General features: G+C 33.9%; 12 protein-coding genes and 1 tRNA gene. 8 read left to right on the top strand and 5 right to left on the bottom strand.

Annotated elements, in window-relative coordinates; genetic code table 11:
* Positions 1–441: 441 nt before the first annotated feature.
* Both H3T83_RS09660 and H3T83_RS09655 read left to right on the top strand, forming a co-directional pair.
* Positions 442–1,293, top strand: coding sequence for a hemin ABC transporter substrate-binding protein (locus H3T83_RS09660; RefSeq protein WP_198215644.1), 852 nt, complete (start codon positions 442–444; stop codon positions 1,291–1,293).
* 90 nt (positions 1,294–1,383) lie between these two features.
* Positions 1,384–3,693 (top strand): TonB-dependent receptor domain-containing protein, encoded by a 2,310-nt coding sequence (locus H3T83_RS09655; protein WP_198215643.1) that lies wholly within the window; start codon positions 1,384–1,386, stop codon positions 3,691–3,693.
* A 742-nt stretch (positions 3,694–4,435) separates the two neighbouring features.
* Here the strand turns inward: H3T83_RS09655 and H3T83_RS09650 are convergent.
* From H3T83_RS09650 to dusA, 3 genes are all read right to left on the bottom strand, one after another.
* A tRNA-Arg gene (locus H3T83_RS09650) sits at positions 4,436–4,512 on the bottom strand.
* A gap of 305 nt (positions 4,513–4,817) precedes the next feature.
* A complete protein-coding gene (gene rep / locus H3T83_RS09645) occupies positions 4,818–6,833 on the bottom strand; it encodes a DNA helicase Rep (protein ID WP_198215664.1) in 2,016 nt (671 codons plus the stop codon).
* 97 nt (positions 6,834–6,930) lie between these two features.
* Complete coding sequence (dusA, locus tag H3T83_RS09640; protein WP_198215663.1) at positions 6,931–7,857, bottom strand: tRNA dihydrouridine(20/20a) synthase DusA; 927 nt, start codon at positions 7,855–7,857, stop codon at positions 6,931–6,933.
* 125 nt (positions 7,858–7,982) lie between these two features.
* Here dusA and H3T83_RS09635 point away from each other — a divergent pair, with 125 nt between their 5' ends.
* On the top strand, positions 7,983–8,357 hold the full coding sequence (locus H3T83_RS09635; protein WP_065579148.1) for a DUF5362 family protein: 375 nt from the start codon (positions 7,983–7,985) through the stop codon (positions 8,355–8,357).
* 81 nt (positions 8,358–8,438) lie between these two features.
* Here the strand turns inward: H3T83_RS09635 and bamE are convergent, their stop codons facing one another.
* Complete coding sequence (bamE, locus tag H3T83_RS09630) at positions 8,439–8,900, bottom strand: outer membrane protein assembly factor BamE (RefSeq protein ID WP_065579149.1); 462 nt, start codon at positions 8,898–8,900, stop codon at positions 8,439–8,441.
* A gap of 209 nt (positions 8,901–9,109) precedes the next feature.
* Here bamE and H3T83_RS09625 point away from each other — a divergent pair, with 209 nt between their 5' ends.
* Entirely contained in the window at positions 9,110–9,721 is a 612-nt protein-coding gene (locus H3T83_RS09625) for an FKBP-type peptidyl-prolyl cis-trans isomerase (RefSeq protein ID WP_065579150.1), read from the top strand.
* Positions 9,722–9,758: 37 nt separating this feature from the next.
* On the opposite strand, the gene H3T83_RS09620 is transcribed toward H3T83_RS09625, so the two are convergent.
* Positions 9,759–10,952 carry an MFS transporter gene (locus tag H3T83_RS09620; RefSeq protein WP_198198816.1) on the bottom strand — a complete coding sequence of 398 codons (1,194 nt, stop codon included), beginning with the start codon at positions 10,950–10,952 and terminating at the stop codon, positions 9,759–9,761.
* A 134-nt stretch (positions 10,953–11,086) separates the two neighbouring features.
* Between H3T83_RS09620 and dapB the strand changes: the two genes are divergently transcribed.
* The 4 genes from dapB (at position 11,087) to H3T83_RS09600 (ending at position 14,823) form a co-directional block, all read left to right on the top strand.
* Positions 11,087–11,908, top strand: a complete 822-nt coding sequence (dapB, locus tag H3T83_RS09615) for a 4-hydroxy-tetrahydrodipicolinate reductase (RefSeq protein ID WP_065613155.1) — start codon at positions 11,087–11,089, stop codon at positions 11,906–11,908.
* Between the two features lie 9 nt (positions 11,909–11,917).
* Positions 11,918–12,415, top strand: a complete 498-nt coding sequence (gene tadA, locus H3T83_RS09610; protein ID WP_086362107.1) for a tRNA adenosine(34) deaminase TadA — start codon at positions 11,918–11,920, stop codon at positions 12,413–12,415.
* Between the two features lie 132 nt (positions 12,416–12,547).
* Positions 12,548–13,087 (top strand): hypoxanthine phosphoribosyltransferase, encoded by a 540-nt coding sequence (gene hpt, locus H3T83_RS09605; RefSeq protein WP_065579154.1) that lies wholly within the window; start codon positions 12,548–12,550, stop codon positions 13,085–13,087.
* Between the two features lie 53 nt (positions 13,088–13,140).
* On the top strand, positions 13,141–14,823 hold the full coding sequence (locus H3T83_RS09600) for an autotransporter assembly complex family protein (protein ID WP_174565005.1): 1,683 nt from the start codon (positions 13,141–13,143) through the stop codon (positions 14,821–14,823).

Raw genomic sequence — 14,823 nt, 5'->3', positions numbered from 1 at the left:
GATCATAAATATCCAGATATGTTTACTGCTCCTAGTTGGACTTTCCAACTAGGTTTAGATATTGATTTTTAATCTAAAAACAAATAATCACTCCACCAATGATTGGTGAGGTTGATAAAAATAGTTTTTTTCAGAGAAAAAATAACAACTAAAATTCATTATAAATTATTATCAAATGGGTAATTAATCTGCTTTTATAGCAGTATATTGTTAGTTATTTAACTAATAATTAGAAGTATTTGAAAAAAATTTTCAATTTTGTTTTTATAATTTATTGATTATAAATTTATTATTTATTTAAAAAAAAGTTTATTTTTATTCTTAAATTTGGCTTTTTTTTGCTCTTCTGCTGTAAATCCTTATAGATTTTATGTTGATAATGGTTCTCATTTTCACTATATTATCCAGTCTAATTTTTAAGCCATGGTAGGTAAATAAGTAATGAAGAAAAAGTTTACGGAAAAATTTATGTTATTTTTGCTAATTTTCAGTATTAATAGCCTAATTAATTTCAGTTCAGCTAATCAAAGAATCGTTATTGCCGGCGGTGCTCTTACTGAAATTGTGTTTGCCCTTGGCGCTGGAGATCAAGTTATCGGTGTTGATAAAACCAGTAGTTTTCCTGAACAAGTTAAACAATTACCACAAATCGGTTATTGGAAATTATTAAATATTGAAGGCATTTTATCGTTAAAACCATCGCTGTTTATCACACTAATTGATGTTGAACCAGAAAATATTATCAATCAAGTTAATCAATCAAAAGTAGATGTTCTAGCTTTGAAACGTGTACCAGGAACAATTGATTTACTCTACGAAAATATTAATAAAATTGCAGTTAAATTAGATAAACAAAAAGAAGGTCAAGCGCTCATCAATCAAATCAGGACGAATCTTGCTGATCTAGAGACGAAAATTGCTACACACCCACAAAAAACTAAGGTTTTAGCTTTAATGAGCATGGGCGGAACTAACTCAGTAGCAGGGAAAAACACAACTATTGATGCATTAATTACCATTGCTGGTGGTGAAAATCTTGCTAATCATAATAGCTTTAAAAGTTATACTGCTGAATCATTAATTACTCTAAATCCAGAAGTTATCATATTGAATAAACATTCAATTGTTCAACTAGGCGGCTTAGATAAAGTTAATACGATTCCGGGTATTACTGAAACGGCAGCGTTTAAAAATAATCGAATTACCATTATTGATGATAGCTACTTATTTGGCATTGGCCCACGAGTTGATGAAGTAGCCAAAATACTCTTCCAAAGTTTTTATCCGCAATAATTTATTTTAAAAAATTTAATAAAATTTTTATTAATTAAAGCAATAGATGTGCACTTTATTATTTAGTATATCAGATTTGAAAGGACTAACATGTTGAAGTTTAGATATTTAAAAAATACCAGTTCATTAGCAATAGGTTTAACCTTAACCTTAGCGTTACCTGCTATTGCAGCTGATAAACCTAATGAGCAAAATGATATTGATACTATTACAGTTACCGCTCATGAAGCAACGAAAAAATCCGGAACAAATACCGAAATTTCTGAGCAAGATATTCGCCGTGATGGTGGAACTAATTTTGGTACCATTATGCGTTATCAACCGCTGATATCTGCTTCTGGTAGCATTTCTGGCTCAAGTAGTGGTAAAAGTAGTTGGGACCGTGGTGGATTTACCGGTTATAACATTCGTGGTTTAGATGCTAACCGAGTTTCAATCGATATCGATGGTATGCCATTACCCATCGCCCAAGGTCGAGTTAATTCAGTAGGTCGAGCTGGATTTGGATCTTATGGTATTGGCCGAGATTATATTGATACTTATATGTACAATAAAGTTGATATCCAATCTGGCGCAACTTCGGTTAGTAATGCTAACAATGCCTTAGGTGGTTCAGTATCATTTCAAACTAAAACCGCAAGTTATTACCTCTATCCGGGAAAAACCAGCTATTTCGGTTTCCAAAACAACTATGACAGTGCCGACCGAAGTTATCACCAAGGTTTAACCATGGCGGGTGGTGATGAGTATCTAAATGGTATTTTGGTATTAAGTCGACGCGATGGTCAACAAACTCGTAATTATGGCGATTCAATCGATAGTTATCCAGAAAATTGGCACTCTAATTCAATCTTAGCTGGTTTTGGTTGGCAAATGACGGATGAACATTTAATCAACACCACTGTTGATTACAATAATAAAACCAAAAATTCTCATTATGATACTTGGGATAGATATGGTAAAAAGGTTGAATCATTTGATAAACAAAGAAGCAAAAATAATCGTTTCAATCTTGCAATTAAAGATCAATGGAAACCGACAAATATCAGTTGGATTGATAGTTTAACCACACAATTGAATTATCAACGTACCAATGTTTATGACAATACCGACCTCCGTCATAAAACTAAAGGTAATTTTAATACCCAAACGAACTACAATACCAAAGCTTATAACTTTATTACGACTTTAATCAAAAGTTATGATAACCAACGCATTAGTGCTGGTTTAAATGGTAAATGGAGTGAAGATGAATCACCATTCTTTTCATCAGCTAAATCACCAAATACTAGAGTATTCCCTGATGGGGATTACAGTAAACCACAAGCCGATAGCCGTAGTTATCAACTTGGTGGCTTCTTCGAAGATCGGATAAGCTTTAATGTTAATGACAGTAATAATTTTTATTTAGTTCCTGGTGTCAGAGCTGTTTACCAAAATACTAAACCGCGTAACCTTGAAAATATGTCATTATCAAAAATAAGTAGTAGTCAATTAGGTAAACAATACAATGGTAATAGTGATTTTAAAGTATTACCTTCGATGGCATTTATGTATGACATTACCCCTGATTTCACTGCCTATTTGCAATATAAGCGTGCAGCACAAATGCCAAATCAGAACCAACTTTATGGCTCTTATTTAGCGCATAGCAACATGTATGTATTAGTAGGCGATTCAAATCTTAAAACTGAAACCAGTGACAACTTTGAATTAGGTTTAAAAGGACAACCTGTATCGGGTGTGACACTTTCATCATCAGCTTTTTATAATAAATATAAAAACTTTATAGCTTATACTCGCTATAAAAAAGACTTCGTTGGCATTGGTAACCGTATTGTTTATCAATCTGAAAACCGTGATAAGGCTTATATTTATGGTGCTGAACTAAGCAGTGAATTCAATATCGGAAAATGGATTGAACCGGTTAATGGTTTGAGCGCCAGATTCGCAATTGGTTATAACCAAGGCAAATCAAAATCGAGTTATTTAGGTGATAAATATATTGAGATGGATTCCATTGCACCAATGAAAAGCACTATCGGCTTAGCATGGGACGATCCAAACAAGTTTTACGGTGTAGCGATTACTGCAACCTTCCAAAAAGGCAAAAAGGCCGAAGCAACATCTCGTGAAACTTATGGTAATGATGGTAAACCAATTGATAAATCTAAAGATGATTACTTTAGAATCGCTGGTCATGGTATTGTTGATTTAACTGGTTATATCAATATCACCAAAAATGTGAAGCTAAATGGTGGCATCTACAATCTTACCGATCAAAAATATTGGGATTATCTAAGTAATAATAAATTATATAGTACATCAGATCATAAATACCTAGATATGTTTACTGCTCCAGGCCGTACTTTCCAACTAGGTTTAAATATTGATTTTTAAAATCAAATAATGGCAATAAACAAATAACCCGCTTTTTAGCGGGTTATTTGTTTAGCATAACTGATATAACTATTGATTAATTTTATTTTTTGAATAATAGGAGAATATAGCAAAATCACTTTAATCTTTTTAACTATGCTTTAATTTTAATCAACAATAAACCATTTAATTATTATAATCTTGGTTATGTTATGCTCTTTTTATCCAACTGAAAATCTAGGTGCAAAAATTAAGAAGAGAAACATGAAGAGATAACAACATATAGGAACAATTATAAAAAATATCCCAGTAATTCTTAAAAATTTATGAGATGAGAATAAAAGAAATATACCAACAACTAAAACAGCGAAATAAACCCACCAATAAATAATCAAAGTAAGTAAAAACACTCCCCAGCCATTTAACGCCATATTTAATTCCTTTTTAAATTGTTTTATCTCTGTATGTCATAGATTCTATCATTGTTAGGAAAATTTAAAAGCATATTCAAAATGGATATTGCAAATAAATCACTATATAAAACAGATCGAAAATTATAATTGTCTTACTCTAAATTAATATCAAAATAGCTAATTCACCAAAAGAAATTAAATAATAATAAAGCATTAAAGATAATACAAAAAACCTTTATTAAAACCCTAAATAATTAAGTAAAATTTTAAAATGAGGTCACAGAATTAAAGCAAGGATAATCAGCAGTTAAGCTTAGCGACGGTAAACGATTAGTTATCATAGATTTTAATGGCGTCCCCTACAGGATTCGAACCTGTGACCTACGGCTTAGAAGGCCGTTGCTCTATCCAGCTGAGCTAAGGAGACATTGAGTAGCAGAATTGATATAACGCAGAGTATTATATAAAGCTATTTTGATCCGTCAATGCTTTTTAATGGATTATTAGATTATATAGTCAAAATATCATCAATTTAATGACATAATTGATATGTTCAAAATTTTTCTAATGAAAAATCGGGTATTTTGTTAAAAATAAATAAAATTTATTTATTATTAAGCCTAAAAAACCCCTTTCCTCAATTTTTTTATATTATTGCTGATTGGTCAGATTTAATAATAAACTATGATAGCAATTCAATGACAGTCTTATCTCAATTGAAATATTGGTCTTTTATTTAGCATTGGCTATTTGTGCTTTTAACATAGCTAAACGACTTTGCCCTTGTTGCATCTTTTTCTCAGGTGATAATTCATGGCGCTGATCTTGCCATGCTAAATCGTCTTGAGGAAGTTCAAGTAAAAAACGACTTGGTTCTACATAAACTGTTTCACCAAATTGTTTTCTCTGTCGACTAAATGAAAAAGTTAATTCCCGTTGTGCTCGAGTGATTCCTACATACGCAAGCCGTCGTTCTTCTTCAATATTGTCTTCATCTATACTGGTTTGATGTGGCAATACCCCTTCGGACATGCCGATTAAATATACATAAGGAAACTCAAGCCCCTTAGAGGCATGTAACGTCATTAATTGTACTTGATCCAGTTCTTCTTCTGTTTCATTACGCTCTAACATATCACGCAAGGTAAATCTAGCTACAGCCTGCTCTAAAGTTAATCCCTCATCGATATCATCACCCTGTAACATATCATTTAACCAGCTCACTAACTGTTCTACATTACGCATGCGCATTTGCCCAGCAGTTGGCGAAGATGAAGTTTCGTAAATCCAACTTTCATAATGAATACCATGTAAGAGTTCATGAATGGCAGCCATCGGCTCTAGATGTGATTTTTCAATCAATGAATCAAACCAGTGAATAAAGGAATGTAATGTTTCCATTCGTTTACCTGATAGTAATTCCGTTAATCCCATATCATGACTAGCTTGATATAAGCTAACTCCGCGATGATTTGCCCACTCTCCCAATTTTTGGATAGTTGCTGGCCCAATTTCACGTCTTGGGGTATTAATAATCCGGATAAATGCATTGTCATCGTCAGGATTAGTTAATAAACGGAGATAGGCCATTAGATCTTTAATTTCAATGCGGGCAAAGAAGGATGTTCCTCCGGAAATTCGATAAGGAATTCGATATTGCATAAGCATTTTTTCAATTAAGCGAGATTGGTGATTTCCCCGATATAAAATAGCATATTGACCATATTGGCTATTATTAGCAAATCGATGTCCAATTAAGTCGTTAACCACTTTTTCCGCTTCATGTTCTTCATTATCGGCTGAAATGACTTTTAGATGTTCTCCATAACCGAGTTCGGAAAATAATTTCTTTTCAAAGATATGAGGATTATTTTCTATTAAAATATTAGCAACTTTTAATATTCTTCCTGATGATCGGTAATTTTGTTCTAATTTAATCACTTCTAGTTGAGGAAAGTCCTGTTTTAGTAAGATTAAATTTTTGGGACGCGCACCACGCCAGGAGTAAATTGATTGATCATCATCACCAACCACCGTAAATTTAGCTCGGCTACCTACCAATAATTTAATAAATTCATATTGACTGGTATTGGTATCTTGATATTCATCGATTAATAGATAACGAATACGGTTTTGCCATTTTTCTCTAACTTCATCATTAGTTTTTAACAGCAATGTCGGTAATAAAATAAGATCGTCAAAATCTAATATACTACATGCTTTAAGTTGTTTTTCGTAAAGTTGATAGCAGTGAGCGAATAGCTTTTCTTTATTGGTCTGAGCTCTCGCCATTGCAATGGTTGAATCAACAATATCATTCTTCCAATTTGAAATAGTTGAACGTAACTGATTAATAAGATCTTTATCGCCATCTAACCATTGCAGGGTAAGCTCTTTTAGCAATGCGAATTGATCATGATCATCAAATAGTGAAAAATTAGCTTTAATACCAAGATGTTTATATTCTCGGCGTACAATATCTAATCCTAAGGTATGGAAGGTTGAAATTTTTAACCCTCTTGCCTCTGGCTTACTCAGGGATTGGGCTATCCGTTCTTTCATTTCCCGAGCTGCTTTATTAGTAAAAGTCACGGCAACAATATGTCTAGGCAAATATTCTTTTACTCGAATTAAATAAGCGATTTTATTAATAATTACTCGAGTTTTACCTGAACCTGCACCAGCTAATACTAGACAAGGCCCTGAAACATATTCGACAGCTTGTTGTTGACTTGAATTTAAACGCACAAAAGAGAACCCTAAGTAAAATTGTTCGCTAGTATATACTGAACTATCAAGCATGCGCAATCCAGCCATACTTCGAAACATTTCATAACATTTGTTGTTATTGAATAAAAGTTAATGCCTGTTCAACAACTTCTACTCCTACCCCTTTTTTATGGGCGTTTTCACTCAAATAGCGTCGCCACTGTTTAGCCCCTTTTCTACCGTTAAAGATACCTAAGGTATGACGCATAATATGATTGAGTTGAGCACCTTGAGTTAACTGGGTTTCAATATAAGGATAAAGTGCTTGTATTGCCGCTATTGGATCAGGACTTGGAACATCAGAACCAAAGATTTGTTGATCAATTTGCGTCAGTAAAATAGGATTTTGATAAGCTTCACGACCAACCATAACACCATCGACAAAAGTTAAATGCTGTTTGATTTCATCAATGGTTTTAATTCCGCCATTTATGGCGATTGTTAGATGAGGATAATCACGTTTCAATTGATATACTCGCTCATAATCAAGTAGTGGCACTTCGCGATTTTCTTTGGGACTCAGTCCAGAAAGCCAAGCTTTACGAGCATGTACAATAAATGTTTCCGTATAAGGCATGACTTTTTCAATAAATTCACATAAAAATGCATAATTATCTTGGTTATCAATACCTATACGTGTTTTTACTGTTACGGGAATACTAACAGCATTTTGCATGGCATCAATACAATTTGCGACTAAATCAGCTTTTGCCATTAAACAGGCACCAAACATGCCATTTTGTACACGATCAGAAGGACAACCGACATTAAGATTAATTTCATCATATCCTCGTTCTTCAGCTAATTTTGCACATTCAGCCAATGCAATAGGATCACTTCCACCCAGTTGTAAACTTAAAGGATGTTCTTGGCTATTAAAAGCTAAATAATCGCCTTTACCATACAAAATTGCGCCGGTAGTGACCATTTCGGTATAGAGTAAGGTTTGTTTGGTCAATATACGATGAAAATAACGACAATGTTTATCAGTCCAATCGAGCATGGGAGCTATAGAAAAACGATTTAATATAGATTTTTTTTGCAAATTAGCCTCGACATAAAAAAATAAAATGTTATTCTATCTGCCATTTTTTAATAGTACAACAATATATAATATAGGGAATAAATATGGATTTTAACCAACCGAAAAGTATTACCATTACTTCAACTGAATTATTAAAAAAACAGATGAGATTTATAGCAATAATGCAACAAATCTATGGAGTTATAATGATAATTATCGGCGCCTTATCTTGTTTAGGGATCATATCTGCTATCGTCGGTATTCCGGTAATTTTAGCTGGCGTAAAACTATTCAAATCAGGCAGCACATTTAGTATGGCTGCAAATTTTGATAATGAACGAAATCTTATTGAAGCTATTGAAAATTTACATGGCTATTGGAAGTTTTCTTTAATTGCTTTTATTTGTTCAATTGTATTTTTCATTATTTATATGATTCTTATAGTAGCTCTTATTTCTTCTATTGGTGGTCACTACTAATAGACCGATTTAATCGAATTTAACATTGATTAAACATAGATATAAAAAACCTCGTTATTATAACGAGGTTTTTTTTGAATTTTATTCTGATTCACCTTCTGATGAAACTTCAGACGATTGTTGAGTAGGTAAATGATCATTATCGTCTTCTGATTTTATTTCAATAGGATCTGAAATTTCTTGTTGGTTCATTTCTTCTAATGATAAAGAACCTTCTAATGTAGAGGTTTTAATATCTTTCACTATGCCCATCTCATCAAAATAAACGGCATAAGTAATCTGACTTACATTACCATGTTGTGGCTGTTGGCGGAAAACATAATACCAAACATTACCCCCAAAAGAAGAAGTTAACATTGGTGATCCCATAATAAACACCACCTGTTCTTTGCTTTGACCAACTTGTAATAATTCTATTGCATCTTTTGTTACATAATTACCTTGATTGATATCAGGTCGATAAACCCAACGATCAACAAGAGAACAACCAGTTAGTAACATACCGGCCACAATAGCAAGCGAAATAGATTTACGAAACGGCATTTAAAATCATCCATTCAAAAATACAATAGAATATATTATCGCTGATATTTTAACTAAGCGCTAGAAAAAATAATAAATTCTTCTATAAATTTATACTTAAAAGCATTGTTATCTTGATGATAATTAACAAGAGCTGATATTTTTCTTCTTATCTTTAATCGTAATGCACTATAATAAGCAACTTTATATCAACAAATGACGGGTAAAAAATGAAATTAGATACCATTGAGCAAAAAGCAAGTTACGCAATTGGATTACAAATTGGCCAACAATTAAAAGAGTCAGGATTAAGCAATTTAGAACTTAATGCATTAAAATTAGCTATGGAAGATGTATTAAGTGGTAACCAACCAGCTTTACCTTTACAAGAATTGCATGATGCTCTTCGCCACGTTCATGAACAAGCTTCTAAAGAAAAAGCAAAACAAGCAGAAAAAATTGCCCAAGCAGGAAAAGACTTTTTAACTGAAAATCTTAAAAAAGATAACATAAAATCAACTGAATCAGGTTTACAATACGAAGTACTTAAACAAGGTACTGGTGCATATCCAAAAGCAACTGACCGAGTGCAAGTTCATTATACTGGACAGCTAATTGATGGTACTGTATTTGATAGCTCTATTGAACGAGGTCAACCAGCTGAATTCCCTGTTAATGGTGTTATTCGAGGCTGGGTGGAAGCGTTACAATTAATGCCAGAAGGCTCAAAATGGCGATTATATATTCCTCAAGAATTAGCTTATGGATCTCAAGGTGCTGGCGCGTCGATCCCCCCATATAGTACTTTAATTTTCGATGTTGAATTATTAAAAGTTCTATAAAAAAATATGGACGCCCTTGCGTCCATTATTGTCAGAATTAACTATTGTAAATTTTAGGTAATAAGCAGGTACATAGTGCAGCTAACAACAATAGAGCGCTAGCTGTGCCAAAGGCAATAAAGTGGTTATGCCATGTGTCATATGCCCACCCTCCTAACCACGAACCAATCATCGCACCAATTTGGTGACCAAGGTAAGTTAAACCAGAAAGTAAACCAACAATTTTTACACCATAGATATCAGCAGAAATGGCACTTGATAAAGATAAAGCACCAGCCCAAACTAATCCACCTATTAAGGCTATGGTATAGAGTTGCCATTGAGATGCTGCAATAACTAATGCTATAAATCCTATTCCTCGAACAAAATAGATCATAGCTAAAACAAACTTTCGTGGCACAAGATCTGAAATATAGCCGAGTACTAATGTACTAAATATTGCCACCAAACCAATTAAGCCTAGTGCAGAAGAACTGGTTATTGAATCAAAACCATGATCCATTAACATAGGTACACCGTGAGTGCCAAGTAAATTCATGCTAAATCCACAAGTAAATAATCCAAAACTAAGCAACCAAAACGGTCGAGTTTTTAATACCTGAGTTAACGTCATTTCTGATCTTATATTTTGACTATTTTCAGTTGTATCTATATCACTTTGCTTATCTTTCATAATAAAAAGCGCTATCGGTAAAGCTAACAACATAAAAAATAGTGAAAATGCTATTAATGTAGTTTGCCATCCATAAAGCGGAATAAAATAAGCAAATACAGGTAGCATAACCGCAATGCCAGCCATACTACCACTTGATAAGATAAATAAAGCCAAGCCACGATGTTTGCTAAACCAACGAACAACAATCGGCGTAAAACTTACCGAACCAACAAACGAGGTACCAAAAGATAACGCTATACCAAAGGATAATAAAAAATTCCAATAATCATTTATATTAGCGGCCCAAACAGACGAAATAATAATAATTAGTGAACCTAATAATAATACAAAGCGTGTTCCATATTTGCTAACTAAATAACCGGCTATTGGCATCGCGATTCCAGAAAATAGCATACCAATAGCAATAATACTCGATAAAGTACTACGACTAAACTGTAGGTCGTTGGCGATAGGTAAAAAGAATACCCCCATACTCATCCGTAATCCGCTAGATAGCAGCGTTAACAACGCTGCTGCAATCACAATGTTCCATCCAAAATACCATTTACAACGCATAAGGTATCCTATATTTATTATAAAAATATCACTAGCAAAGTATAACATTTTGCTTTTTAGTCGGTATATAACTTAATAGTTTTCCGCTATAATATTTGTTTATGTGTATTAGGTAATAATGTAAGGAAAGTTATATGTCAACAAATATGATTCGCATCGCTATTGCTGGCGCTGGAGGTAAAATGGGTCGTCAACTCATTCAAGCGGTATCTCAAATTGAAGGAGTGACTTTAGGCGCTGCATTCGAAAGAGAAGGATCATCATTGATAGGTAGTGATGCTGGTGAGCTTGCTGGTATTGGACTGTGTGGTGTAAAAGTTACAGATAATTTAGCCAAAGCAAAAGATCAGTTTGATGTATTAATTGATTTTACTCGTCCAGAAGGAACCCTAGCACATTTAACTTTTTGTGTCGAAAATAAGAAAATGATGATAATCGGCACAACAGGCTTTGATGAAGCTGGTAAACAGGCAATTGCTAATGCCGCACAACAAATTGCAATTGTATTTGCCGCAAACTTTAGCGTTGGTGTTAACTTAGTACTTAAATTACTCGAAAAAGCCACCCAAATTATGGGTGATTATACTGATATCGAAATTATCGAAGCCCATCATCGTCATAAAGTCGATGCCCCATCAGGTACCGCTCTTGCGATGGGCGAAGCTATTGCTGATGCACTTGGTTGTGACTTAAACGAGCGTGCAGTTTATTGCCGAGAAGGCCATACCGGAGAAAGACCAAAAGGGGCAATTGGTTTTGCCACTATTCGAGCTGGTGATATTGTCGGTGAACATACCGCAATTTTTGCTGATGTTGGAGAACGAGTTGAAATTAGTCATAAAGCTTCAAGCCGAATGACATTTGCTAATGGAGCAGTACGTGCAGCATTATGGCTTGCTAAGCAACCAGTTGGACTTTATGATATGCGTGATGTACTTAATCTAAATAATTTATAATGTTAAAGCATGACAGATGAAATTTGGATGCGTCATGCATTAGAATTAGCTAAATGCGCTGAATCTATAGGAGAAATTCCAGTCGGCGCAGTAATTGTTGATGAAAACGGACAACTTATTGGTGAAGGTTTTAATCAATCAATTATTAAACATAACCCAACTGCTCATGCAGAAATCATGGCAATTGAACAAGCAGGTCAATTTTTACACAACTACCGTTTAGTCAATACAACATTGTATGTTACTCTTGAACCTTGTATTATGTGTGCTGGTGCTATTATACATAGTCGAATCAAGCGTGTAGTGTATGGTGCTAGTGATTATAAAACCGGTGCAGCTGGTTCTTATATCAATATTCTTTCCAGAACGGGCATTAATCATTTTGCCCAAATAACTAGTGGTGTTTTAGCTAGTGAATGTAGCTCAATGTTAAGCAACTTTTTCAAAAAACGGCGTTTAGAAATAAAACAAAATAAACACTCTTGTCATAGTGCAGTTAACGATTGACTTAATATTTAAAAATGTATTCTATAAATCATTTTTTAATTTTTGATAAAAAATTTGCTTAGTTATTCTTTTTACCTGTGAAAATTGCTAAAATCTGTTCTGATTTTTTAAGATATATACTGAGCATTATTAATGAAAAAACATACATTAGAAACCATGATATCTGCCAAAGATATCCAAAAACGGGTAAATGAAATAGGTCAACAGATAAGTAAAGATTATGCAAGCAGTCAAAATGAGCTTATTTTAGTTGGTTTGTTAAGAGGTTCTTTTATCTTTATGGCTGATCTAAGCCGAGCAATTAGTGTTGGTCACGAAGTCGACTTTATGACGGCCTCAAGTTATGGCAATGCCGTGGTAAGTAATAGAGATGTCAAAATTTTAAAAGATTTAGACGAAGATATTCGTGACAAAGATGTGCTGATTGTTGAAGATATTATTGATACCGGTAATACTCTTAGCAAGGTAATGGCTATTTTAAAACTACGTCATCCTCGTAGTATCGAGATTTGTACATTATTAGATAAACCTTCACGCCGTGAAGTTGCCGTACCAGTAAAATATATCGGTTTTTCAATTCCTGACGAGTTTGTAGTGGGTTATGGTATAGATTATGCTCAGCATTATCGCCATTTACCATATATTGGACATGTAAAATTACTTGAATCCTAAACTTTATCGAGGTGTATGTGTCACGATTTTCTCGCTCATTATGCGTACTTTTAATGGTAACGACTGCATCAAGTTATGCTGATATGAAGTTATCAATTAAAGGATTATCGGGAGAACTTGCGGAAAATGTCGATGCACGCATTTCGTTAATCACATCAGATAAAATTAATAATTCGCCTAATTTTAAGCGATATTTTGAAAGTGAAGCACAAAAAGCACTTCGAGCATTAGGTTATTATTCTCCTAGTTTTAATTATGACGAAAGTGATCCTAAAGTCCTCGTTGTTAAAATATCGCCTGGTGAACCGGTTAGAATTAAACAATTAAATATCAATATCAATGGCGAAGGTAAACAAGATAAAGATTTTCAAGAGTTACTAGCTAAACAACTACCTAAAATTGGTGAAATTTTAAATCACGGCACTTATGAAGCATTTAAAAAAGGCTTAGAAAGCTTGTCATTAAAAAAAGGCTATTTTGATGCAGTAATGCCAACCCATCAATTAGCCGTATCTAAATACGACCATCAAGCATTTTGGAATATCGATTTTGATACTGGTAAACGCTATAAGTTTAGTATGGTTAAATTTCCTGAGGCTAAAATTCGTCAAGATTATCTTGCCAATATCGTACCTTTTAAAGAAGGTGATGAATATTCGGCTGAACAGTTGTCATTATTAAATCGACGACTAAGTTCGACAAACTGGTTTAATTCTGTAGTTGTTACACCAGATTTTCCACATCTAACTGCAGATAAAGCTCTACCAATTGATGTTGTTACCACTCCTCGTAAAAAAAATGCTATGGATCTGGGTTTAGGTTTTTCAACAGATAATGGTGTGCATGGCAAAATTGGCTGGAATAAACCTTGGATCAATAGTAAAGGACATAGTTTTCAAAGTAGTTTATCGCTCTCATCACCAGAGCAAATTATTACAATGAGCTACAAAATACCTTTAAAAAAATCGCCTATTGAACAGTATTATACCATTCAAGGTGGTTATAAAAAAATTGATAATAACGACACTTATTCACGTTCGTATACTTTAGGTGCTTTGCGTAATTGGGATAATTTTGACGGTTGGCAAACTGCTCTTGGTTTTAATATGTTGCGTGATGACTTTACTCAAGGGGATGCAAAGTTCAAGACCTTTTTATACTATCCATCACTAAGTATTTCACGTATTCGTAATGACGGTAAGCTATTATCGATGTGGGGTGATTCTCAACGTTATTCAGTTGAAGGGGCAGCGGAATCGTTAGGCTCTGATATTAATTTAGTCCGTTTTCAAGCTCAACAAACTTGGATTCGTTCAATTAAGCAATCACATCGTTTTATAGCCAGAGGTAATTTTGGCATTATTCAAGCAAGTAATTTTGATCGAGTGCCGCCTTCTTTTAGATTTTTTGCTGGCGGCGATCGCAGTATTCGAGGATACAGTTATCAATCTATTTCACCTAAAGATAAAAAAGGTAAGCTTAAAGGTGCTTCAAAAATGATCACAGGCTCAGCCGAATATCAATATAACTTAACTGGCTCTTGGTGGGGTGCTGCTTTTGTTGATACTGGTGAAGCAATAGATAAAGTCGATACAGCTAAATTTTATACTGGTACCGGCTTGGGTATTCGATGGGCTTCACCTGTCGGTCCAATTAAATTTGATTTAGCAACACCACTAAATAGAAAAGATAAAGGCTCAATACATCTATATATTGGTTTAGGAAGCGAATTATAA

It is taken from the genome of Gilliamella sp. M0320 (genome assembly GCF_016101635.1).
Classification (GTDB): domain Bacteria; phylum Pseudomonadota; class Gammaproteobacteria; order Enterobacterales; family Orbaceae; genus Gilliamella; species Gilliamella apis.
Note: the sequence above shows the minus strand (reverse complement) of the source record. Positions and strands in the feature narration are given on the sequence as shown.